At 69.9% G+C, this 23,163-nt stretch carries 21 protein-coding genes; 9 read left to right on the forward strand and 12 right to left on the reverse strand.

What is annotated here, in order from left to right:
* Positions 1 to 4: 4 nt before the first annotated feature.
* Positions 5 to 343, reverse strand: coding sequence for a hydroxyisourate hydrolase (locus ACIBVN_RS08545; protein ID WP_397134090.1), 339 nt, complete (start codon positions 341 to 343; stop codon positions 5 to 7).
* Positions 344 to 2,469: 2,126 nt separating this feature from the next.
* On the opposite strand from ACIBVN_RS08545, the gene ACIBVN_RS08550 reads away from it, so the two are divergent.
* Complete coding sequence (locus tag ACIBVN_RS08550; protein ID WP_397134092.1) at positions 2,470 to 5,481, forward strand: BTAD domain-containing putative transcriptional regulator; 3,012 nt, start codon at positions 2,470 to 2,472, stop codon at positions 5,479 to 5,481.
* A 9-nt stretch (positions 5,482 to 5,490) separates the two neighbouring features.
* Here ACIBVN_RS08550 and ACIBVN_RS08555 read toward each other — a convergent pair whose 3' ends face one another.
* Entirely contained in the window at positions 5,491 to 5,700 is a 210-nt protein-coding gene (locus ACIBVN_RS08555; protein ID WP_397134094.1) for a DUF6059 family protein, read from the reverse strand.
* Positions 5,701 to 5,848: 148 nt separating this feature from the next.
* Between ACIBVN_RS08555 and ACIBVN_RS08560 the strand changes: the two genes are divergently transcribed.
* Complete coding sequence (locus ACIBVN_RS08560) at positions 5,849 to 6,139, forward strand: WhiB family transcriptional regulator (protein WP_397134096.1); 291 nt, start codon at positions 5,849 to 5,851, stop codon at positions 6,137 to 6,139.
* Positions 6,140 to 6,218: 79 nt separating this feature from the next.
* On the opposite strand, the gene ACIBVN_RS08565 is transcribed toward ACIBVN_RS08560, so the two are convergent.
* The 4 genes from ACIBVN_RS08565 to ACIBVN_RS08580 are packed head-to-tail and all read right to left on the reverse strand — an operon-like array spanning position 6,219 to position 9,575.
* The gene (locus ACIBVN_RS08565) at positions 6,219 to 7,001 is read right to left on the reverse strand and encodes an SDR family NAD(P)-dependent oxidoreductase (protein WP_397134098.1); all 783 of its coding nucleotides are present in this window, start codon (positions 6,999 to 7,001) and stop codon (positions 6,219 to 6,221) included.
* Between the two features lie 9 nt (positions 7,002 to 7,010).
* Complete coding sequence (locus ACIBVN_RS08570) at positions 7,011 to 7,694, reverse strand: SDR family NAD(P)-dependent oxidoreductase (protein WP_397134100.1); 684 nt, start codon at positions 7,692 to 7,694, stop codon at positions 7,011 to 7,013.
* Positions 7,691 to 8,890, reverse strand: coding sequence for a cytochrome P450 (locus ACIBVN_RS08575; RefSeq protein WP_397134102.1), 1,200 nt, complete (start codon positions 8,888 to 8,890; stop codon positions 7,691 to 7,693). Before ACIBVN_RS08575 ends, ACIBVN_RS08570 begins: the two co-directional genes overlap by 4 nt.
* A 16-nt stretch (positions 8,891 to 8,906) precedes the next feature.
* On the reverse strand, positions 8,907 to 9,575 hold the full coding sequence (locus ACIBVN_RS08580) for a TenA family protein (RefSeq protein WP_397134104.1): 669 nt from the start codon (positions 9,573 to 9,575) through the stop codon (positions 8,907 to 8,909).
* A gap of 150 nt (positions 9,576 to 9,725) precedes the next feature.
* Here ACIBVN_RS08580 and ACIBVN_RS08585 point away from each other — a divergent pair, with 150 nt between their 5' ends.
* Both ACIBVN_RS08585 and ACIBVN_RS08590 read left to right on the forward strand, forming a co-directional pair.
* Positions 9,726 to 10,478 (forward strand): SDR family NAD(P)-dependent oxidoreductase, encoded by a 753-nt coding sequence (locus ACIBVN_RS08585; protein ID WP_397134106.1) that lies wholly within the window; start codon positions 9,726 to 9,728, stop codon positions 10,476 to 10,478.
* Between the two features lie 10 nt (positions 10,479 to 10,488).
* A complete protein-coding gene (locus tag ACIBVN_RS08590) occupies positions 10,489 to 11,790 on the forward strand; it encodes a cation:proton antiporter (RefSeq protein WP_397134108.1) in 1,302 nt (433 codons plus the stop codon).
* Between the two features lie 71 nt (positions 11,791 to 11,861).
* On the opposite strand, the gene ACIBVN_RS08595 is transcribed toward ACIBVN_RS08590, so the two are convergent.
* The 6 genes from ACIBVN_RS08595 to ACIBVN_RS08620 all read right to left on the reverse strand — a co-directional run bounded on the left by ACIBVN_RS08595 (position 11,862) and on the right by ACIBVN_RS08620 (position 17,067).
* Positions 11,862 to 12,962, reverse strand: a complete 1,101-nt coding sequence (locus ACIBVN_RS08595; protein ID WP_397134110.1) for a beta-ketoacyl synthase N-terminal-like domain-containing protein — start codon at positions 12,960 to 12,962, stop codon at positions 11,862 to 11,864.
* Positions 12,959 to 14,182, reverse strand: a complete 1,224-nt coding sequence (locus ACIBVN_RS08600) for a beta-ketoacyl-[acyl-carrier-protein] synthase family protein (RefSeq protein ID WP_397134112.1) — start codon at positions 14,180 to 14,182, stop codon at positions 12,959 to 12,961. Before ACIBVN_RS08600 ends, ACIBVN_RS08595 begins: the two co-directional genes overlap by 4 nt.
* Positions 14,175 to 14,429, reverse strand: a complete 255-nt coding sequence (locus ACIBVN_RS08605) for an acyl carrier protein (protein WP_349455480.1) — start codon at positions 14,427 to 14,429, stop codon at positions 14,175 to 14,177. The genes ACIBVN_RS08600 and ACIBVN_RS08605 overlap by 8 nt, the downstream gene beginning before the upstream one ends.
* Positions 14,430 to 14,454: 25 nt before the next feature.
* Positions 14,455 to 15,321, reverse strand: a complete 867-nt coding sequence (locus ACIBVN_RS08610) for a hypothetical protein (protein ID WP_397134114.1) — start codon at positions 15,319 to 15,321, stop codon at positions 14,455 to 14,457.
* Positions 15,322 to 15,455: 134 nt separating this feature from the next.
* Positions 15,456 to 16,640: a nucleotide disphospho-sugar-binding domain-containing protein gene (locus ACIBVN_RS08615; RefSeq protein WP_397134116.1), complete on the reverse strand. Its 1,185-nt coding sequence runs from the start codon at positions 16,638 to 16,640 to the stop codon at positions 15,456 to 15,458.
* A gap of 61 nt (positions 16,641 to 16,701) precedes the next feature.
* Positions 16,702 to 17,067: a SchA/CurD-like domain-containing protein gene (locus ACIBVN_RS08620; RefSeq protein WP_397134118.1), complete on the reverse strand. Its 366-nt coding sequence runs from the start codon at positions 17,065 to 17,067 to the stop codon at positions 16,702 to 16,704.
* 155 nt (positions 17,068 to 17,222) lie between these two features.
* Between ACIBVN_RS08620 and ACIBVN_RS08625 the strand changes: the two genes are divergently transcribed.
* The 5 genes from ACIBVN_RS08625 (at position 17,223) to ACIBVN_RS08645 (ending at position 23,163) form a co-directional block, all read left to right on the forward strand.
* Positions 17,223 to 18,779, forward strand: coding sequence for an FAD-dependent monooxygenase (locus ACIBVN_RS08625; protein ID WP_397134120.1), 1,557 nt, complete (start codon positions 17,223 to 17,225; stop codon positions 18,777 to 18,779).
* A 5-nt stretch (positions 18,780 to 18,784) separates the two neighbouring features.
* Positions 18,785 to 20,548, forward strand: a complete 1,764-nt coding sequence (locus ACIBVN_RS08630; protein WP_397134619.1) for an acetyl/propionyl/methylcrotonyl-CoA carboxylase subunit alpha — start codon at positions 18,785 to 18,787, stop codon at positions 20,546 to 20,548.
* Positions 20,549 to 20,686: 138 nt separating this feature from the next.
* Positions 20,687 to 22,516, forward strand: a complete 1,830-nt coding sequence (locus ACIBVN_RS08635; protein ID WP_397134122.1) for a BTAD domain-containing putative transcriptional regulator — start codon at positions 20,687 to 20,689, stop codon at positions 22,514 to 22,516.
* Between the two features lie 9 nt (positions 22,517 to 22,525).
* A complete protein-coding gene (locus tag ACIBVN_RS08640; protein WP_349455486.1) occupies positions 22,526 to 22,846 on the forward strand; it encodes an antibiotic biosynthesis monooxygenase family protein in 321 nt (106 codons plus the stop codon).
* The gene (locus ACIBVN_RS08645; RefSeq protein ID WP_397134125.1) at positions 22,846 to 23,163 is read left to right on the forward strand and encodes an antibiotic biosynthesis monooxygenase family protein; all 318 of its coding nucleotides are present in this window, start codon (positions 22,846 to 22,848) and stop codon (positions 23,161 to 23,163) included. The genes ACIBVN_RS08640 and ACIBVN_RS08645 overlap by 1 nt, the downstream gene beginning before the upstream one ends.

The following is a 23,163-nucleotide window of genomic DNA, read 5'->3' on the forward strand; positions in this document are numbered from 1 at the left end:
GCGTTCAACTCCTGGTGCCGAAGTACGCGGAGTACGTGCTCGGAGACAGCATGATCAAAATCTGGCAGACGCCGGACTCGTCGCGGATGCGGAACACGACCACGATCTCCGGATAGATCGCCTCGATGCCGAGGCCGGAGAAATAGTAGTCACTGTCGAAGACCACGCGATACAGCCCGCGAGACAGCGTCGACTCGGCCCACTTGCTGACGTTTCCGTCGCCGTCGGTCTCAGCCCTCCCGATGTCGTCCCACAAGCCGTCAACCGACTGCTCCAAACGTACTCGCAGGCCCGACGCCGGCCGGCCGTACACTCCGTCGAGCACCTGCGCAGAGATATTCATGTCTTCACCATTCCGACGCTTTCTATCCTTGCGCCTTCCAGCTGCTATTCGCCTGCTTGGCCATCGCGGCGTGCGGCCGTGCGAAGACGTCCGGAGCATGATCCACACCGGGGGCGTCCCGCGGATCCGGGGATCGTTCCCGCCCGGTCGCCTCGCGCGCCAGGGCCCGACGCCGTCCTTGATCGCGTCCTGGTGCGAGCCGGAGACCGGGGCACGCGCGAGATCTCTGCCCGCGAGAGTGGCGCCGATGCACCGGTAATTCGATGGCACGCCGGATTTAGCGGATGTCGGAGACTCATTACCAAGGTCAAGTCCGAGTGTCAACAAGACCGGCGTAAGAGTGATCTGGCACACGTTGCCGGCCGGTTCACCGTTGCCGAACTGGAGCCCTTCTTACCCGGCTCGGTAGGGGCCGCTCCACCGGCGCCGTGCCAGTGCCGCGGTCGTTGTGCGGATGGACCGGCAGGCGCCTTCTCGGCGGCTTGCGGACCGTCCATTAGATCCGGCCCGCCTGGGCGCAGGGCATGGCGCGCTCCACGGCGACCGGGAAGCTGAGAACCATTTCCCTCCCGGCTCGGGGTCTAACACGTCGCGCGACCACGCGCAAACCTCACGTGACAAGTCAGGCGTCGCCTCGTGGAACAGCTCCGATGAATACAGCAAGCCGAGTTCGGAGCCTCGCGGTTATCGTCCGGCCGGCTCGATAACCATGCGCGTTTGAGCCATGACGAGCCCTTTGCGGCGGCATCGGGCAGTTACGAGCACTGTGCGGATGAACAGGGGAAACGTGGCATTACCTTGGTCAATCACGGCGCATGGCGGGCCGGCCGGGCTCCACTCGTGCGTTGGATCAGCTCCACCCTCCGCACCGGCACGTTGATCGTAGCGTGGCCGGACACGGGACACTCTCCGGCGAGCCGCACACGAACACGCGCCCGCCCCGACCGGTCTCCGGAAAATGGACTTCGATTTCCTCGAGAACCGTCACCGGCGGCCGGCCGGGCACCCCCGGTTTTCGCGCGGGCGACCCGGGGAGGAAAACAGCTCCCGATTCTCGCAGGAAAGCCGGTCCTGGGCCGGCGGGAAATCCTGGTGATAACGCTATCCTGGCGAGCGCGGCCGGAACTCAGAAAGCGGCTCGCTCATGACAGCCGGCGGTTGCCGCCATAACCTGCGTGGCCGCATTTCGCACAACTCGCCCCGACGGGATATGCGGCGATTCAACCCGGGATCCGCGTGGTGATGTTCGCAGTCAAGGACGCCCGCAACTCCGGAGATATACCGGAAATATAATCGGTCAGCGAATGTTCGAGCACCGGCAGGACGGTCTTCCCTTTTCTTCCGCTTCGTGGTATCAGCGGCGGCCAGGGGGCGATCCGGGAGCCCGTGCGCGGAGGTAACGCGAGGTCGCGGGACAGCGGGGCCCTATTCATCGGCCGCCGACCGGTCCACCCCCCTCTATCTCCGCCCTGACCTGGGAGGATGCCGCCCGAGAAGGGAACGGATAATGAATGGATGGAGGGCGCTCATAGCTTCGGATCAACAGGCAGCCCGCCGGGCGGCGGCAGGCGCCCCAATTGTTAACGCGAGGTAAAACATGATGTGGCGTCGTATCTCGAAAAGCATCATCGCGCTCGCTCTGTCCGCGGCCCTCTCCGCGGGAATCCTTTGGGCCGGCGCCCTTCCCGCCGGCGCCTCGGTCGCACTGTCGGCAAATCTAGGCTCCATGCACGGGGATGGCACCCCCTGGGACTGACCCGGCGCTCCCCGGCACAAGCCCTAGCGGCCGCCCCTTGGTCTGACCTTCTCGTCAGGCCGAAGACATAGGGGCGGCCGTTTTCTCTTTCACGTGTGCACACAGGATCAGGACAATGGAGTACCGCTGCGGCATGAGAGGCGACCTCGTCGCGAACAGATCACGAAGAAATAGATTTTATCTGGCTTCCAAATGCACCGCGCTGTACACTCCGCGAGTAAGGGGCAATCCATCGGGCCTCTATCGCAGCCGGTCAGGGGGCCTATCCTGCGCGGATGGCGGTGATGGGCGTACCAGTGATGTCGGCTGCTCGTACGCCATCACCGGGCTGAACGGGAGACACGGGGTGGAGATTCGGATCCTCGGCCCTTTGGAGATCACGATTGAGGGGAAGCGGCTGGACCTCGGCAGCCCTCGGCAGCAGACCGTTCTCGCCGTGCTCCTGCTCGAGGCGGGGCGCGTCGTCTCGGTCCGCCGGCTCATGGAGGCGATCTACGGCGACGACCCGCCGGCCACGTCGCGGGCGCAGATCCAGATCTGCATCTCGTCCCTGCGGCGCCTGTTCGCGTCGTACGGGTACCCCCACATCATCACCACCGAGTCGCAGGGATACATCTTCCGCTGCGACGACCACGAGATCGACGCCCAGCGATTCCGCCGGCTCACCGTCGAAGCACGGCGCGCGCGTGACGCCGGGCAAGTCGACAACGCCGTACGCGGCTACCGCGAGGCGCTCACCCTGTGCACCGGGCCGCTGGAAGGCATCGAGAGCCGGCTGGTCCGCTCGGCGGTGACCAGGTTCACCGAGCGGCAGATCACCGTCAACGAGGAATGCATCGAGCTCGAACTCGAGCTCGGCCGGCATCGCGAGCTGGTGGCCGAGATCACCGAGCTCGTCGAGCGACACCCCCTCCGCGAGCGCTTACGCGGCCAGCTCATGACCGCGCTGTACCGCTCCGGACGGCAGGCCGAGGCGTTACGGGTCTATCAGCACACACGAGAGACCATGATCGAGGAGTTGGGCCTGGAGCCCAATGAGGAGCTCCGCCAGTTGCACCAGGCGATCCTCACCTCGCACGAGAGCCTCAACGCCCCGGCCCCGCCCGCACCCGCACGCGAATCCCCGCCCGCCGTCCCCTCGGGCACGCCGCGATTATTACCCAGCGACATCGCCGACTTCACCGGCCGCCGGCAGCAGGTGGAGACGATACGACAGCTGCTGACCTCGGACCACGCCCAGCTCGCCGTACCGGTCGTGGTCATCTACGGCAAGCCAGGGGTGGGCAAGTCCGCCATCGCCGTGCACACCTCGCACGCCATCGCCGACAGGTTCCCCGACGGCCAGCTCTTCGCCGACCTGCACGGCGCCGCATCGCCCACGGTCCATCCCAAGCAGGTGCTCGAACGCTTCCTCCGCGCCCTCGGGCTGCCGGGCACGGAGATACCCGACGGCCTGGAAGAGCGGGCCGAGGTCTACCGCACCATGCTGTCCAACCGGCGCATGCTGATCGTGCTCGACGACGCCGGCAGCGAGAGCCAGGTCCTCCCGCTGGTGCCGGGCTACCCGGACTGCGCCGTCATGGTCACCAGCCGCAGCCGCCTGGTGGGACTGCCCGGCGCCATGTCCGTCGAGATCGAGACGTTCGAGTCGCAACAGTCGATCAACCTGCTCAAGCGCATCGCCGGCAGTGACCGCATCCAGTCCGATCCGGAGCCCGCCGCGGCCCTGGCGCAGCTCTGCGGCCACCTCCCGCTGGCCCTGCGCATCGCCGGCGCCCGGCTCGCCGCCCGCCCCAACTGGAGCATCGGCCACCTGGTGGAGCGGCTCGCCGACGAGGCACGGCGGCTCGACGAGCTCAGGTACGGCGAAATGGGGATCCGGGCCAGCCTTGCCCTGACGTACGAGAGCATGAGCGAACCGGCCCGCCGCCTGCTCCGGCGGCTGGCCATCCTCGACTTCACCCACTACTCCGGCTGGACCGCGGCCGCACTGCTCAACGCGCCGCTCAGCGAGGCCGAGGACCTGCTCGACGACCTGTCCGACGCCCAGTTGATCAAGATGTCCGGCGCGGAGGACGGGCACGCCCAGTATCACCTGCACGAGCTGACCCGCGTGTTCGCGCGGGAGCGGGTGGTGGCGGAAGAGTCCGCGGTGGAGCGCAAGAACGAGCTGACCCGGGTGCTCAGCGCCCTGCTCGCCCTCGCCCAGCAGGCGCACAGCCTGGAGTACGGCGGCGACTACGTCAAGGTGCGCGGCGCCGCGCCGTCCTGGCCGGCCCCGCCCGAGCAGATGGAAACGATCATCGGGGTCCCGATGCAGTGGTTCGAGCGCGAACGCGCGACGCTGGTGGCCGCGATCCGGCAGGCCGCCCGCGCCGGGCTCGTCGAGCTGTGCTGGGACCTGGCGATCACCTCGGTGACGCTGTTCGAGGCGCGCATCTACTACGACGACTGGCGGCAGACCCACGAGGTCGCCCTGGAGGCCGCCCGCCGGGCCGGGGACGTACGCGGCCAGGCGACGATGCTCTACTCGCTCGGCTCGCTGCACAGCGCCGAGCAGCGCTTCGACGACGCCCGGCGCGACTTCGAGTCGGCCGCCGACATGTTCAGGACCGAGGGGAACGACCAGGGAGAGGCGCTGGCCATCCGCGACCTCGCGTTCCTGGACCGGATGTACGGCCGGCTCACCGCCGCCGAGGCCGGTTACCGCCGGGCACTGAAGATCTTCCACGCCAACGGGGACCTGGCCGCCGCCGCGTTCGTCCTGCACAGCCTGGCCAGGACGCGGCTGGAGCTACGCGACCCCGCCGAGGCCAAGCGGCTGCTCGACGAGTCGCTCCGGCTCAGCCGCACGGCCGGGAGCAAGCGGGTCGAGGCTCAGGTGCTGTGCTGGCTCGGCGACGCCTACATTCACGCGGGCGAGCTCTCCCGCGCCGTCGACGTGCTCCAGTCGTCGCTGACGATGGTGCAGGCGATGGACGATGCCATCGGAGAGGCGTACACGCTGCACCAGCTGGCGCTCGCGCGGCTGCGCCGCGGCGAGTTCTCCGAGGCGGCCACCGCGCTCGACCGGTGCATCGATCTGGCGGGCAGCGCCCGGTCGCGGCTGGCCGAGGTCAAGGGGTTCACCGGGCAGGGCGAGCTCGCCTCCGCCCGCGGGGAGCCGGACAAGGCCATCCACTATCTGGACCAGGCGCTGGCGCTCTGCCGGAAGATCCACGCTCCGCTGTACGAGGTCCGGGTGCTCACCCAGCTCAGCGGGGCCCACGCCGCCACCGGAGACCAGGCGACGGCGGAGCAGGCACTTGCGGAGGCGTTGACGCTGGCCGCGGAGATGGATCCGGTGGTCGTGGAGCAGGTGCGCGCCGACCTGGGCTGGTGAGCGCCGCGGTCAGGGCCGGTTCAGCTCTTTCCAGAGGCGCGCCTCCTCCGGGGTCGGCGGCACATCGGGGATGAGCTGTTCCGGATGTCCCTCCGGGAGAGAAGGAGGCGGGTTGTCCGGGGGGATCACCAGGAAAGGAGCCATTCCGGAGAAGCGCCCAACACCCACCAGGCCGTCCCAGATGAACTTGATGAGCCCTCTGGCAAGCCGAGCTAACACGCCCTTCACCCTCCTTCGGCGTCGTGCAGGTGATGGATTGTCACTTGCCCTGCTCGACCTTGTCTGGACGCCGTTTCCCGCCGGTCCAGCGGACATCGAACACGCGTCGAGCCGCGGCGTGCACGCTGGGAGAAACGAGGGGGCAGACATGAAGACGTTCACCCTTCCGGCCCACCCCGGCGACGACGCCCTCACGCGGCTGGAGCGCTCGCAGGTCGCCGAGCACTGGACGACCAGGGCCGGGTGCGCGCAGAGCGACCCCGATCTGTTCTTCCACGACGCCGGCCACAGCGCCGCCCACCGCGCCAAGGCGATCTGCCGCGATTGCCCGGTGGCCCAGCAGTGCCTGGCCGTCGCCGTACGGCTGCAGGTGAACCACGGCATCTGGGGCGGCCTGCTCCCGGAGGAGCGCCGCCGCCTGGCCGGCGACGCCTGCTGAGGGCCACTGCCCTCCCCTGCCATCGCACCATCAAGGCCGGCTTGCCGCGTGGCGGCGAGCCGGCCTCGTGCGTGGCCCCTCAGGAGGGGCGATTGTAGTGAGCCGGAGGAGCCATGCCGGCGTCGATCATGACTTCCGCGCCCGTGATGCTGCGGACCTTGCCGGAGGCGAACATGACGACCAGGGTCGCGATCTCATCAGGGTCGATCAGCTCCCCCGTGGAGAGCCCCGTCATCTTGGGCACGGCGGCGAGGAACTCCTCCGGGGTCATCCCCGCGCGCCGCGCGATCTCGGGGTTCGTCCACAGCCGGGTACGGACCGGCCCGGGCGAGATGGTGTTGACCCGGACGCCACGTGAGCTGAACTCCGCGGACAGCGACTTGCCGATGTTGGTGAGCGCGGCCTTGGCGGCCGAGTAGTGGCCGAGCCGCGGGTCCACCATGCTCGAGTTCATCGAGCCGATGTTGATGACCGCGCCGTTCCGCTCGATCAGGCTGGGCAGCGCCGCCCGGGTCGCCCGGATCGTGGTGAGGACATTGAGTTCGAACGTGTGCTGCCAGACGTCGTCGTCGATGTCCAGGAAGCCCGAGGCGAGTTTCACGCCGCCGCCCACGTTGTTGACGAGGATGTCGATGCCGCCGAACTTGGCGAGTGCCGCGTCGATCAGCGACTGCGGGCCCTGCTTGGTGAGCAGGTCGACTTCGAGGGTGTGCGGCGTCGTGGCGAGCAGGTCCGAGGTGACGGTACGCGCCCCGCCGAAGACTTCAGCGCCTGCCGAGACCAGTTTCTGCGTGACCGCCAGCCCGATCCCGGCGCCGGCCCCGGTGACCACGGCCGTCTTGCCGGACAGGTCGAATTCCATGCTGTCTCCTTAAGCCTGACTGCGTTTCTCGGTGAGGAAGCTGCCGTTCGGCCCGCCGGCCGGCAGGGTCGCCACGTCGGCGATGAACCGGGCGGCCTGTTCCGGCGTGATGTGGCCGGTGGGCATCATGTCGGTGCACACGCGTCCCGGGTTGACCGCGTTCACCAGCACCCCGGTGCCCTCGCATTGGGCGGCCAGCATCGTGGTGAGCCCGTTCAAGGCGCTTTTCGAGATCGAATAGCCGGGTGCGCCGGCGAAGAGGGCGCCGCCGAACTCGGCGGTGGTGCCGCTGGAGATCAACACCACGCGGCCCCAGCCACGGCGGATCATGGCCGGGACGAAGGCCTGGGCCAGCCGCCACGAGCCGAGCAGGTTCACCCGCAGTGTCCGATCGACGAGGTCGAGCGGTGCGGTGAGCGGGTCGGTGCGCGCGTCGAGCAGCACTCCGGCGTTGCACACCAGCACGTCGACGTGCTCGAGCTCCTTGCGCAGCAGCATGACGCCGGTGGGATCGGTGACGTCGAGGACGTGCGGGCAGGCGCCGGGACCGATGTCGGCGGCGGTGGCGAGGGCCGTCTCGGGGTCCCGCGCGGTCACCACCACCCGCAGGCCCCTGCGGTGCAGTTCGGCGGCGACGGCCCGGCCGATCCCCCGGTTGGCCCCGGTGACGAGGGCGGTGCGCTGCCCGGTCACCACGTGACCGGAATCTCGCTGAAGCCCTCCATGAACCCGCCCAGTCCCCGGGGCAGATCCTCCGAGGGCACCGCGAGGCGGAGGTTCGGGAACCGCCTCAGCAGGGTCTCGGTCGCCACCTGGAGTTCCATCCGGGCCAGCGCCGCGCCGACGCAGTAGTGGATGCCCGCGCCGAACGTCATGTGGTGGTTCTCCCTACGCCGGATGTCCAGCGTGAAGGGGTCGTTGAACACGGTCTCGTCCATGTTGGCCGACTCCTCGGACAGCAGGACGCTGGAGCCTTCCTTGATCACCGTGCCGTCGGACAGCGGGATGTCCGTCAGCGCGTAGCGCAGGGTCCCGATGGACGAGCCCATGATCTGCGTACGCAGCAGCTCCTCCACCGCCGACGGCACCAGCGAGTAGTCGGCCCGGATCTCCTTGACCAGGTCCTGCCGGTGGAGCAGCACCGCGGTCCCGGTACCGATCTGGCTGGCGGTGGTGACGTAGCCGGCGATGAGCAGGCTCTGGGTCCAGAAGTGCAGCTCGTGCTCGGACAGGCGGTTGTCGTCCTCGTCGCGTACCTTGATCAGGGCGCTGATCAGGTCGTCGCCCAAGTCTTCCCGCTTGGCGGCGATCAGCTCGACGAGATAGCCCCACAGGCCCTTCCGGCACTCCTCGACCTCGTCGGCGGGCAGCTTGGTCACCGAGAGGAAGCCGTCCACCAGCCGGCGGAACCTGTTTCTGTCCTCCGGCGGGATGCCAAGCAGCTTGCAGATCACCAGGATCGGGAGCGGAAAGGCGACGGCCTCGTTGAGGTCGACCGGATTGGGCCCGGCTTCCATCTCGTCCAGCAGCTGGTCCACGGTCGCCTGCGCATAGGGCCGCAGCCGCTCGATCCGGCGTGCCGTGAACGCCTTGGTCACCAGGCTGCGCATCCTGGTGTGGTCCGGCGGGTCGGCGTCGATCTCGGGGTCGACGAACAGCTCGTTGTCCGCGGAGATCCGCGCGACACCGGGCCTGGCGATGTTCTTGCTCAGCCGCTCGTCGGCGAAGAGCTTCCTGACATCCTTGTAGCGCGTCACCATCACCGCCGTGTCACCGCTGGGCAGCCTGACCTCGACGAGAGCCTTGCTCCGCAGGCCACGCAGCCCCTCGGGCACCTCCATGGGCGGTGTCCACGCGAAGGGGTAGGGAATTGCGGTTTCCGTAGTCATTCGGCGACCTTTCTCCTCAAACCGGCCAGGAGGGCTGCCGCAGGCAGCATTCCGCGAAGGCCCATTCGTAACGGATGCTGGTGGAGAACTGCTCGACGATGAGCCGACGCTCCGCGGCCGAGCAGCTCTCGCCGGCCCGGTCGATCATGTCCAGGAACGCCTGCACGGCGTACCCGTAGTCCTCTCCCGGGTGGTAGACCTCGATCCACGGCAGATAGCGCGAGCCGGGCGCCGCGTTGAGCTTCAGGTTGTCCGACACCTCGGCGTTGAACCACACCATGGGCAGCAACGCGCCGATCCCGGCGTAGAACGAGCGCGCGGTGGCCGCCGCGAAGAACGAGGCGTGCGCGTGCGTGGCCGGATCCACCGGGATCTGCTCGCCGAGCTGCGGCAGGCCGAGCTCTCCTGCCAGCCCGGTGTAGGCCTGGCGCAGGCGGTCCTTGGCCTCGAGCGTGCCGGCCACGGACTGGCCGAGCAGGAACGCGTCGGCGTCGTCCGGAGCCGCCGCGGCGCATCTCGCCAGCGCCCGGGCGTAGGCGGGCAGCAGGTGACCGGTGTCCTGCTGGACGAAATAGGCAAGGGCTTCGCCGGGCAGCGAGCCGTCGCGAAGGCCGGACCAGAACGGATGGTCCTGCACCTTCCGTAACACCGGGTCCCTGATCTCCATGAGCTCTTCGTGCAGCATCGGCCTTCCCCTGTCGCGTCGTGAACTCCGCTCCGGAAAGTAGAGACCCGCCCTAGAAGCCCTCTGGAGCCCGGCACCAGGCGGTGCCAAGCCGTTCTCGAGCCCGCTGCCGCAGATTTGTGGTTCCGAACGCCGATGTAAGGACGTCACATGGATCTTGGCTTGGCGGACAAGCGGGTACTGATCACCGGCGCCACGCGGGGCATCGGCCTGGCCACCGCCCGCGTCTTCGCCGCGGAGCAGGCGCGGGTCGCCATCACGTATCACACCTCCGATGCCGCGGCCAAGCGCGTGGTGGAGGAGCTGGGCGGCGAGGACCGCGCGTGCGCCTTGCCGTACGACCTGGCCGATCCCGACTCCATCCGGCAGGCCGTGTCGGCCGTCGAGGAGCGCTGGGGCGGGGTCGACGTCGTCGTGGCCAACGCGCAGTCGTGGGTGTGGATCAATCCGGAGGACATCCCGCCCTACCAGGACTTCCCCATGGACCACTGGCTCGGGCTGTTCCGCGAGAACGTCGAAGGCCACCTGTGGACCGTCCGCCAGGCGCTGGGCGGCATGCGGGAGCGGGGATGGGGCCGGATCGTGCTGCTCTCCTCGGTCACCGCGACCCACGGGAATCCCGGTTCCGAGCTCTACAGCGCGGCCAAGGCGGCGCTGCACGGGTTCGTCCGCGGGCTGATGTGGACGCGCGACGGAGTGCTCGCGAACGTGGTCGCGCCCGGCGGCACGCTGACGGAGAGCCTGGAGGCAGTGGACCCCGTGCTCCTGGAGCGGGCCGTGCAGGAGACCCCGAGCGGGCGCCTGAGCACGGCGGACGACGTCGCGCGCCTCATCGTCTTCCTGTGCTCCGAGGCGAACGGCAACATCAACGGCGAAGTCGTGCACACCGCCGGCGGGCGCTGAGGGGCTGAGCATGCACGTCACCAATCCGGTGCCGCCCATCGCGGCGGACAGTCTCCTGATCTTCCTGCTCCAGGTCGGGCTGCTCCTGCTGGTCGCCCTGGTGCTCGGCAGGCTCGCCACCCGGCTCGGCATGCCCGCGCTCGTGGGAGAACTGGGCACCGGCGTCCTGCTCGGCCCCTCCCTGCTGGGCCACGTCGCGCCGGAGGTGTCGGACTGGTTGCTGCCCAGGGACGCCGCCCAGTTCCACCTGCTCGACGCGGTCGGCCAGATCGGGGTCCTGCTGCTGGTCGGCATCACCGGCATGCATCTGGACCTCGACCTGATCAAACGCAAGGGCACGACAGCCGTCAGGGTCAGCGTCGCCGGACTCGTGGTACCGCTGCTCTGCGGCGTCGGGGTGGGGCTGCTGCTGCCCGGATCGCTCGTGGCCGCGCAGGGCGACAGGACGGTCTTCGCCCTGTTCCTCGGCGTCGCGCTGTGCGTCAGCGCCATCCCGGTGATCGCCAAGACGCTGATGGACATGAACCTGCTCCACCGTGAGGTCGGCCAGCTCACCCTGGCCGCGGGCACGATCGACGACGTCTTCGGCTGGCTGATGTTGTCGGTGGTCTCCGCCATGGCGACCACCGGCCTGCGCGCGGGCAGCATCGTCCAGTCCCTGGTCGCCCTGGCGGTCTTCGTCCTGATCGTCGTCACGGTCGGGCGGACGGCCGTCGGGGTGCTCCTGCGGCCGGTCACCAGGTCGGGTTCGCCGGGGCCGGCGCTGGCCGCCGCGGTGGTCCTGCTCCTGGGCGGCGCCGCCGCCACTCACGCCCTCGGGCTGGAGGCCGTCTTCGGCGCCTTCGTCCTGGGCATTCTCATCGGCCAGGCGCCCGGCTTCGACCTGAGCCTCCTCGCGCCGCTGCGCACGGTCGTGCTGGCCGTCCTGGCCCCGATCTTCTTCGCCACGGCGGGACTGCGCATGGATCTGACGGCGCTCGGCGACTCCACGATCCTGCTGGCCGCTCTCCTGGTGGTGGTGATCGCGATCGCCGGCAAGTTCGTCGGCGCCTTCATCGGCGCGCTGAGCAGCCGTCTCACGGGCTGGGAGGCTCTCGCGCTGGGGGCGGGGATGAACGCCAGGGGCGTGATCGAGGTGATCGTCGCGATGGTGGGCCTACGGCTCGGAGTGCTGAACACCGCGAGTTACACCATCCTCATCCTGGTCGCCGTCATCACGTCCCTGATGGCGCCGCCGCTGCTGCGCCTGGCGATGAACCGCGTGGCCGACCAGCCCGGGGAGCGCGAGCGCGCGCTTCGGACGGTCTCCTGAGAACACGGTCTCCTGAGAACATGGAACCGGCCCGGAGAGCGTGAGTGAGCACGCTCTCCGGGCCGTCTCTTTCAGGCGTCGGCCTGGCCGGGCGGGCGGCGCAGCACCAGGCAGCCGACGTTCCCGTCGTCGCCGGTGACGACGACCAGCGCCACCGCACCGGCGGCGACGGAATCGGCGCGCCAGGCCGCGAGCACGTCCGCCAGCTGCAGCGCGGCAGTGGCGCTGAAGCTCTCGCCGAGCAGGCCCGCCGTCCTGAGCTGCGCGGGCAGCGACCCGCCCAGGGCGCTGCGGACGCCGGCCTCCTCGGCCGCTCTCAGCCCGCGCAGGGCCGACGCGCTCAAGGAGACCGTGGTGACCGCCGCGCCGGGCACGCCGCTGCGCTGCAGTGCCCGGCCGATGCAGGTGGCCAGGCCCTGCCGTACGTCGGACATGCCCAGGGTGCCGACCTCGCAGGCGAGCACCTCGGCCAGCGGCGCGCGGCCAGCGGCGGCGGCGCCTTCGGCGGTCTCCATGACGAACACCGCCGCCCCCTCCCCCACCGCGGCGTCCGGCGCCAGCGCGCCGGACAGGTGCCAGGCCCATGCGGACTGGGGACACAGCTCCTCCACCGCACCGACCAGCGCACGCTCGATGTGGCCCTGGATGATCGCGTTCCTGGCGTAGCTGACCGCGCCCAGGCCCGACACGCGGCCGTCGGCGATCGTGGCGTTCACGCCGCGCAGCGAGTTCCAGATGGCGATCTGGCTCGCGCAGAAGTTCATCACCGACGGCGGGAACAGCGTGGCCTGCACCAGGTAGGGCTTCTCACGCACCAGCGTCTCGCGGGAGAACTCGGAGGAACTGCGGATGCTGCCGGTGCTGGTCCCGATCACCACGCCGGTTCGCGCGCGGTCCTCGTCGCTCAGAGCGGTGTCCAGCGTCGCCAGCGCCCGGTTGCTCGCCACCAGGGCGAGCCGCGTGGTCCGGTCGAGGGTTCTGATTCCCTTTTTGCCCAGATAATCCTCGACCCTGAGATCGGGAATCACCGCCAGCGGGATGGGCGGAAACTCCCCTTCGGGAGGCTCCGCCTGCCCGGTCCCGTTCCGCGGAGCGGTGAGCGCCTCCAGGCCGATGCCCGAAGGCGAGACCACGCCGCAACCGGTGATCACGAGTGGCGCCGACGTCGTCACGCGACCCTCCCCAGAATGGTGATCGCATTGTTCCCGCCGAAGGCGAAGCCGTGGTTCTGCACGATCCGCGGCGAGGCCGGACGGCCCGTCCCGGGGACGCAGTCCACCCCGGGCCCCAGCGCCGGATCGATCTCCGTCACGTTGGCCGTGGGCGGCAGGAACCCGTCATGCAGCGCCATGCAGCAGATCAGCGCGCCGAAGCCGCTGGCGGCGCCCATCGTGTGGCCGATCATGGATTTGATCGAGCTGATCGGCGGCAGCTTGTCGCCGAACACCTCCCGCACCGCCTTCACCTCCGTGGCGTCGTTGGTCGGGGTTCCCGTGCCGTGCGCGCAGATGTAGTCGATCTCGTCAGCGCGTACCCCGGCGTTGCGGTGCGCGGCCCGGATGCACTCCGCGATGCTGGTGGGGTCGGGCGCCACCGGGTGCTTGGCATCGCAGTTGACGCCGTATCCGAGCACTTCCGCATAGATGCGGGCGCCCCGGGCGAGAGCCCCCTCCAGCGGCTCGAGGAACAGCGCGACCCCGCCTTCCGCGGTCAGGATCCCCGAGCGGTGCGTGTCGAAGGGCCGGCACACCGACTCGGCCAGCGCTCCGAGCCGGTAGAAGCCGGCGTGCTCCCAGCGGTTGACCGAGTCGGCCCCGCCGCTGATCATGAAGTCCGCCTCACCGGTACGCACCAGGTCATAGGCATAACCAAGCGTGTAATTGCTCGCCGAGCAGGCCGTGGCGATCGTGTGGGCCTCCCCGGTGAGGGCGAGCTCGGCGTTGACCGCGGCGGCGATGCGATTGGCCGGCGCCCGGCGGGCGAGGACCGGGTCGATGTCCTTGAGCCCTTCGTCGACCCACTGGCTCACCAGTTTCTCGATCACCACCGACTCGCCGAACGTCGTCCCGATCGCCGAGCCCGCACGCGCGGCCGAGACCTGAGCGGGATCGATCTCGGCGTCGGTCAGCGCCAGCCGGGCGGCGGAGGCGGCGAGCAGGCTGCTGCTGCCCCACTCCTCGGCGCGCAGCCTGCGCAGCACCTGACGGGGGTCGAAGTCGTGGACCTCGCCGGCGTAGGTGTGCGGGAACCCGCTGGCGTCGAAACTCCGGATGGGCGACACGCCGTTCTGCCCCGCTCTGATGGCGTCCGCGAAGGCGCGGGCCCCGGTTCCGAGACTGCTCACCGCTCCGAGCCCGGTGACCACGACCCGGCGCGACGCCGTTTCAGGCATCGGTGTCCTCGTAACGGAGAACGAGCTCCACCACGGCCCCCAGGTTGACCATCTCGGGAAGGGCCTCGCTCGGGATGCGCACGCCCATGGACCGCTCGATGCTGGCGATGATGTCGATGGCCAGCAACGAGTCGGCGCCGTGCTGGTTGACGAAGTCGCTGGTGTACGTCAGCTCGTCAGGCTCGATCTCCAGGACGTCGACGAGGATGTCACGGATCTGCTGGAGCCGCTCAGCCTGGATCGCCACGTGGGACATCATGTTTCCTCTCGGTTTAGGCGGCGCCCTCGAGCGCCCGGTGGATCATTTCCGCGGCTTGCCGGTTGCCGTCATCGGTGAAGTGCACGATGTCCGCGAACGCGTCGCCCTCGAACAAGTCGGCGGACAGGTTCAGGAAGGAGATCGCCAGATCGGCGCAGCCCTTGGCGAACAGGCGGGCGTAGGCGTCCCAGTTCTTCTCGATGGCGCTGTGCAGGATGCCGAACACGGGGGCGTCGAAGTCGAACCGTGCCTTCTCCTCGGGGCTGAGATCTCTCGTGCGCGAGGTCACGAACGGCTGCAGGCAGAACAGGATCCGGGTACGACCGCCCGTCGCCCGCGCGAGGAACGCGAGATGCTCGAGCCGCCTGCGGGCGGCCGCCTCCATCCGCGGCACGGTCTCGGCGAGGTCCCAGGCGGCGGGCTTGCCGCGCTTGAGGCGGCGGGACTCGAGATCGGGGACCGCCTCGCCGGCGGCGAGGGTGGCCAGGTCGAACAGCGGGATCTCGGCGAGCTCGGCGAAGGTGCGCTCGTAGGAGACGGCGCCGAACAGCCCGCCCGGGTCGAGCGAGCCCACGAGATTGACGAAGTCGGAGCCCCCGCCGATGATCACCACGGTGGACGCGGCGTGCAGGAACGGGGTGGCGGCGACCAGTTCCTGGAGCGAGACCGCCGCGCACAGGCCCAGGTTGAGCTGCCGGGTCCCGGAGATGAAGGCCAGATGCGAAGCGGGCGAGTTGCGGTCGGAGGTCGCCGCGAGACCGACGGCCACCGAGTTGCCCAGCATGATCCCGCCACCGCCCGCGGCGAGCCACGAGGTGGTGTCCACCGTGCCGAACGGTGAGTCGGAGAGGCGGAACCCCTCCTCATCGGTGTTCAGCATGGGCGAACGGTGCCCGGGAGGGAGGGTGAAGCCGAGAAAGGGATGCGGGTAGAGATCGATGCCATGCCTTTCGAGCAGCATCCCGCCACGGTGTCGCCGAGCGAATGACTCGTGCGCGAATTTCGGGGTGGATCTCATTGTTCGACAGTCACCGCAGACGGTTGAGGGCGGCTCGCGCCCGGCTCGACGAGGAGGCTTTCAAGAGCGTTCACGACCTGAGCCGGGGACGGCTGGCCGGACATCTCGGCCTGCAGCCGCCGCGCGGCGACTCGGAAGTCCGGGTTCGCCAGCAACTCCGTGAGGTGCTCTCTGATGGCCTTCGGCTCCGCGTCCGGCGCCGGGAGCACCAGGCCGGCGCCTGTCTCGGCCAGCCGCCCGGAGTGGCGCTGGTGATCGGGCAGCCGCGGCAGGTGCAGCTGCGGCAGCCCGTGCGCCAGCCCGGTCAGCAGGGTGCCCGCGCCGCCGTGGGCCACGACGAAATCGCAGGCCGGCAGCAGGAGATCCAGCGGCGTTCCCTCGGTGACGTACGTGCCGGGCGGCAGCTCGCCGAGCAGCGGCCGCTGCTCCGGCGTGACCGCGACCACCACCTCCACGTCGAGGTCGCCGATCGCCCTGGCCACCTCCCCCGCAAGGAAGAGCTCCGGAGCCACCCGGCTCGGCGTGGTGCCCCAGGTGACGCACACGCGCGGACGGCCGGACGGCTCGGGCAGCCCCGCGGGCAGACTGCCGGGACCGTTGTGCGGGAGATAGCGCATCGGCAGCCGGCGGGAGCCGACGGGAACCTGCAGCCCGGCGGGGCACGGGTCCACGGTCGCCACGCCGAACGGATCGACGGCGTCCAGCCCCAGCTTCGCGCTGAGCGGGGCGAGCGCGTCCGGAAGGAACCGCCCCACGACGCTCATCAGGTCGGTGCCGAACAGGTGCCGCACGGCCGGGATGCCCAGCGCGGCGGCGGCCAGCGGTCCCGCGAAGGCGGTGGGCTCGAACACGATGAGGTTCGCGCGCCACCGCCCGGCCAGCGCGATGAGATCGTCCGTCATCGCCTCCGCCAGCTCGGCCAGCAGGCCGAAGACCCGCGGCCCGCCACCGGCCGGCCGCTGCGCCGACGGCGGCGGGAACACGATGTCGTGGAAGGTCGCCACCGCGTCCACGTCCCGGCCGACCGGCGCCGCCGGCAGGCCGGTACGCAGGATCGCGCCGGTGAGCTCCGGCTGGCTCGCCACCAGCACGTCATGCCCGGCGGCCCGGCAGGCCCACGCGAGCGGCACCATCGCGTACAAGTGGGACGGCCACGCCCAGGTCGTGAAGATTATCCGCATGCGCCCAGGGCACCACGGGGCGGTGGTCGATGCCTCGAGCAGTGCTGGAGGCGCCCTCGACTCACCGCGGCACGGCGAGCTGGGTGACGGAGCGCAGCATGCTGCTCTTGAACGTGCGGACGAACCCCTCGGGGGTGGCGGTGTCGCGAGGAGAGTTGAGGTACGGCTTGAGCTTGCGCTCGACCTCCTGAACGCCCGGCTGGACGGCCATGTGCCGCGCCACGGCGTCGAGGTCGCCTTCGAACTCGATGAACCGGACCAGCAGGTTGTCCCTGATGAACACCGCCGTGGCCAGGATCCGCCCGGCCTGCTCGCCGCCGGCCCCCGGCACCACCGCCGACTTCGGCCGCTGGAAGCCGGAGAAGACCTCCGCCACCTGGTCCTCGTAGCCGCTCTTGATGTCATAGACGATCGCCGTGAAGGGCATCCTGTCCTCCCAAGGAAATCCCGGTCTGTACGGCAGGCAGCATGCACCGCCGTACTCGGATGAGACTCGAAGCCGCCCGCGACCCGAGCGAGGCTTGAGCCTGCCGTGGAACCCTCCGGCAAGCGCACCGATGCAGCCGGAGAAGGAGACCATTGATGACGACGCCTGACGAGAACGCCCCGGTCCTCATCGTCGGTGGCGGATACGCGGGCCTGGCCTCGGCACTGTTCCTGTCGGGGCACGGCGTGCGCCCGGTGCTGGTCGACAAGCAGTCGGGCGTGTCCATCCAGGGCCGCGCACGCGGGATCAACCAGCGGACCATGGAGCTCTACCGCCCCTTGGGCCTGGCCTCGCGCATCGCGGCGGCCGGCGCGCCCTTCGACACCGAGTCGGGTGTCGTCCGGTGCGAGAGCCTGGCGAGCGAGTGGACCTGGCTGCTGGACGACGATTCGCCGCGGACCTTTCCCGAGCTGACCGCCGGCGAGTACGTCATGGCCGACCAGCGCAGCGTGGAGCCGATCCTGATCGAGGCCGCTCGTGGCCTGGGAGCCGACATCCGGTTCAACACGCAGTGCCTCTCGGTCGAGGTGGACGCCGAGGGTGTCACGGCGGTGACCGAGGACCGGGTCAGCGGGCAGCGCCGCACCATTCGCTCGGACTATCTGGTGGCTGCCGACGGCTTCCGCGGCGCCATCAGGCGCCGGCTGGGCATCGACCACACGGGGCCTGGAGTCACCCAGAACTGGGTCACCTTCATCGTCGAGGCCGATCTGGCCGAACTCCTGCCCCAGCGGGCCATGCTCTGGATCGTGGTCAACGCCGAGATCGGCTTCGGCTCGTTCCTCACCACCGCGGTCCCCGGCCAGTGGGCGATCAGCTTCACCTACGACCCCGCCAAGGAGTCCGCCGCCGACTTCACCCCGGCGCGCTGCGAGAAGGTGGCCAGAACGGTCATCGGCCGGGACATCCCCGTCACGGTCCTGGACATCGCCTGCTGGGAGGAGGCCGTGGGGGTCGCGGACCGTTACCGCGACGGCCGGGTCTTCCTGGCCGGCGACTCCGCGCACGTCTGGTCGCCCGCGGGTGCGATGGGGGCGAACGCCGCCGTCCAGGACGCGCACAACCTGGCCTGGAAGCTCGCCGGGGTGCTCAACGGGTGGGCGGGAGAGAGCCTGCTCGACACCTACGAGGCCGAGCGCAGGCCGGTGGCGCGGACGCTGGCGGACATCACCGTACGGCGGCAGCAGGCCAGGTTCTCCGACCAGCCGTACGAGGACGACGTCGACGACCTGGTGTGCGCCCTCGGCCAGCGCTACGGGCACGACTCGGTCTACGGCGACCAGGTGGTGCCACGAGCCGTTCCCGGCGCCCGCGCGCCGCACCTGTGGCTGCGTCACGAGGGCCGGCGGATCACGGTGCACGACCTGTTCCACGATGCGTTCGTCCTGCTCACGGGGGCTGACGGCGCCGGGTGGACGGAGGCGGCGGACAAGTGCGCCGCCTCCTCGGGCGTCCCCTTGCGGGCCTATCGCGTCGGCAGGGAGCTGGTCGACGTGGACGGCACCTGGGAGGAGCGCTACGGCGTGGGCCGGGACGGCGCGGTCCTCGTGCGGCCCGACGGCTACGTGGCCTGGTGCGGGCCCTCGCCGGGCACGGACCCCGAGGCGACGCTCCGCGGCGTGCTCGGCCGGACTCTGGCGAGGACGTCATGAGCGCCATCTCCAAGGTCCTGGTCGCCAACCGTGGCGAGATCGCGGTGCGGATCGTCAGAGCCTGCAAGGACGTGGGCCTGACCAGCGTCGCCATCTACTCCGAGCAGGACCTGAACGCCCTCCACGTCAAGCTCGCAGAGGAGGCGTACGCGCTCGGCGGGACCAGCCCGGCAGAGACGTACCTGGCCATCGACAAGGTGCTGGCCGTCGCCGCCCGTTCCGGCGCGGACGCCGTCCATCCCGGCTACGGGTTCCTCGCCGAGAACGCCGACTTCGCCGAGGCGGTCCTCGAGGCGGGGCTCACCTGGATCGGCCCGCCGCCCGCCGCGATCAGGGCGCTGGGCGACAAGGTCGCCGCACGGCACATCGCGCAGAAGGTCGGCGCGCCGATGGTGGCCGGCACCGGCGAGCCGGTCGCCGGGGTGGAGGAGGTGCTGGCCTTCGCCGCCGAGCACGGGCTGCCGATCGCGATCAAGGCGGCGTACGGCGGAGGCGGCCGGGGGCTGAAGGTCGCCTGCACGACGGCGGAGATCCCGGAGGCGTACGAGTCGGCGGTACGCGAGGCGGTCGCCGCCTTCGGCCGCGGCGAATGCTTCGTGGAGCGGTACCTGGAGCGGCCACGCCACGTGGAGACCCAGTGCCTGGCCGACGCGCACGGCACGGTCGTGGTGGTGTCGACCAGGGACTGCTCGCTGCAGCGGCGTCACCAGAAGCTCGTCGAGGAGGCGCCGGCCCCGTTCCTGACCGTCGAGCAGCGTGAGCAGCTCCACACCAGCTCCAAGGCGATCCTGCGCGAGGCGGGCTATGTCGGTGCGGGCACCTGCGAGTTCCTCATCGGCCTGGACGGCGTCGTCTCCTTCCTCGAGGTCAACACCCGGCTGCAGGTCGAGCACCCGGTCACCGAGGAGGTGACGGGCATCGACCTGGTGCGCGAGATGTTCCGCATCGCGCAGGGCGAGCCCCTCGGCTACGACGACCCGGAGCCGCGCGGCCACTCGATCGAGTTCCGCATCAACGCCGAGGACGCCGGGCGCGGATTCCTGCCCGCCCCCGGCACGATCGCGGACTTCCAGCCGCCGAGCGGACCGGGCGTGCGGCTGGACTCCGGGTACACCTCAGGCCAGGACGTGCCGAGGGAGTTCGACTCGCTGATCGCCAAGCTGATCGTGACCGGCGGCGATCGGGAACAGGCGCTGCGGCGTGCCCGGCGGGCGCTGGCCGAGTTCGAGATCGCGGGGCTGCCCACGCTCCTGCCCTTCCACCGCGCCGCGGTGGAGGAGCCCGCCTTCACGGGCGAGCCGTTCGCGGTGCACACCCGGTGGATCGAGACCGAGTTCGCCACCCCCATCGAGCCGCACCCGCAGCCCGACGCCCCGGCGGAGGCCGCTCCGCGTGAGCGCGTCAGCGTCGAGGTGGACGGCCGCCGCCTCGAGGTCGTGCTGCCTCCCGCCCTGGTCAACGGCGCTCCGGCGAACGGCGGCGCGCCGGCGGCGGCCCCCCGCCGCGCCCCCGCCAAGGCGTCGAAGCTGGCCGCCGCCGACAGCGACGCGCTGGTCAGCTCGATGCAGGGGACCGTCGTCAAGGTCTTCGCGGCCGACGGCGACACCGTCGAGGAGGGCGAGACCGTCCTGGTCATCGAGGCGATGAAGATGGAGCAGCCCGTCACCGCCCACAAAGCAGGTGTGGTCGCCGGCCTGTCCGCGACCCCGGGAGAGAGCGTCTCGTCCGGCGCCGTGCTGTGCCGGATCACCCCTAGTACTCACGAGTAGGCCGCGACCCGCAACCCTAGGGGTTGTAGCAAAGAAGCTCAAAAATTAGCCTTCGAGTGGAATTGATGCCGGACGTCCGAATTCCGCCGGAATCAACGTTGATTCCCTCAACATGCCGTGCGCAGATTGAAGGGCACAATGAGCTTCCGCATACTCGGCCCGCTCGCGGTTATACACGAGGGCAGGGACATCACTCCCACAGCACCCAAGGTCCGCCAGGTCCTGGCGTTTCTGCTGGTCCGCAAGGGCCAGATCGTGCAAATCAGTGAATTCATCGACGAGTTATGGGGAGATCATCCGCCCGAGAGCGCGATGACCACCCTGCAGACCTACATCTACAAACTCAGGAAAGAAGTCCTCGACCCGTCCGGACTGGCCCGTTTGCACACGCAGCAGTGCGGTTATCTGCTGGAGGTCCCTGACGAAAGCGTCGATGTCGGCATCTTTGAAAAGGCGACGCGTGAGGGCCGTCTGACGCTGGAGAGCGGCGACGCGCAGCGCGCCGGGGAGCTGCTGTCCGAGGCGCTGGGCGTGTGGCGTGGCCAGGCACTCCTCGGTGTCACCACGGGGGAGATCCTCTCCGCCCATGTGACCCGCCTGGAGGAGAACCGGCTGCGGGCCCTGGAGCTGCACATCGAGGCCGACATGCGCCTCGGCCGCTATCGCGAGCTCATCAGCGAGCTGAAGACGCTCGTGCACAGCTATCCCCTGCACGAGCGTTTCTACGGCGACCTCATGACGGCACTGAACCGGTCCGGGCGCCGGTACGAGGCGCTGGAGGTCTATCGGCAGCTGCGCAAGGTGCTGATCGACGAGCTCGGGCTGGAACCGTCCGCCGCCCTGCAGCGCCTCCACCAGTCGCTGCTGAGCACCGACGGCCCCAAACCGGCCGGGACCGCCCCCGCCCGGCCACAGGGCACCACCCAGCCGCCGGCCGCGCTGACCGTTCCCGCGCAGCTGCCGCCCGACATATCCGATTTCACGGGACGCGTGGCGGAGCTCGCCCGGCTGGCCCAGGTCTTCGCCGCGCCTCAGCCCGGCAGCACCGCGGCCAGGACGATCTCGATCACCGGGATGGGCGGCGTGGGGAAGACGACCCTGGCGCTGCACGCCGCGCACCTGCATCGGGCCCAGTTCCCGGACGGCCAGCTCTTCACCGACCTCCACGGCGCCTCGGCCACCCCCGCGGCGCCGGGCGACGTGCTCGCCGGCTTCCTGCGCTCGGTAGGCGTGCCGGACCAGCAGATCCCGCCGACGCTCGAGGAGCGGAGCAACCTCTTCCGCACCTGGAGCAACAACCGGCGAATCCTGGTCGTCCTCGACAACGCCAGCGAGGCCGCCCAGGTGACCCCCCTGCTGCCCGCGACGCCCCATTGCGTCGTGATCGTCACCAGCCGCGAGGGGCTGCAGAGCATGCCGGGCGTGACCAACGTCGAGCTCGGCGTCATGAGCCTGTCAGAGGGCACGCAGCTGCTCAGCCGCATCATCGGGGCCGACCGGGTGGCCGCCGAGCCGGAGTACGCCGAGAAGATCGCCGAGCTGTGCGGGCGGCTGCCCCGGGCACTGCGATGCGTCGGCTCCCGTCTCGCCGCCGCCAGGGTCTGGTCGCTGGAGAAGATGGCGGCGCTGCTGGAGTCGTCCCCGGCGCCCCTCGACCAGCTGCGGTTCGCCGAATTCGACGTACGCGCGGACTATGACCACGCCTATTTCCGGCTCGACCCGCACGACCGCAGCACGCTCCGCCTCCTCAGCCTGCTGCCCGCGCAGGACTTCACCGCCGTGACCGCCGCCGGCCTGCTCGGCAACGCCACCGACGCGGTGGAGGCGCGCCTGACCCGCCTCGCCGGCTGCCACCTGCTCGACGTCCGGGCGGACGACGCCGGCAGCATCCGCTACGGAATGCACAGACTCACCCGGCTCTACGCACGTGAACGGTTGAACCGCGAGTTTCTCCAACCCGAGGATTGAGGTCATCTCATGTCACAGTCTCAGCCCGTCTTCCGTGTCCTGCTGCGCATGAACATCCACTCCGGCATGGAGGAGGAGTTCGAGCGGACGTGGTACCAGGTCGGCAAGGCCGTCACCGACCACCCCGCCAACCTCGGCCAGTGGCTCGCCAAGAGCGAGGAGGAGGAAGGCGTCTACTACATCATGAGCGACTGGGCCGACGAGCCGCGCTTCCGCGAGTTCGAGCACAGCCCCGGGCATCTCGAGCACCGCACCAAGCTCCACCCGTTCCGCTCCGGCGGGACGATGACGACCATGCAGGTCGTGTACGCGATGGGGGGAAAGCGCTGATGCCCACCGCACGCGCCAGGGTGCTGATCTACGCCGCCGCGCCGTCCGAGGAGCCGGACGCCGTCGAGGCGGCCTACCACCAGATCAGCAGCGCCCTGTCGGGCACGCCCGGCCTGCTCGGCAACGAGCTGCTGCGTGCCGCCGACGACCCCGCGGCGTTCGTCGTGATGAGCGAGTGGGAGAGCCTCGCCGCGTTCCGCCGCTGGGAGGAGGGCGTGGGGCACCGCGACACGACGGCTCCGCTCCGCCGCCACCAGCGGGCGCCCGGCGGCCGGCCGTTCGGCATCTACGAGGTCACCGCGGCCTACTCGGCATAA

The sequence above is a fragment of the Nonomuraea sp. NPDC049400 genome, from assembly GCF_044466425.1.
In the GTDB taxonomy this organism is placed as follows: domain Bacteria; phylum Actinomycetota; class Actinomycetes; order Streptosporangiales; family Streptosporangiaceae; genus Nonomuraea.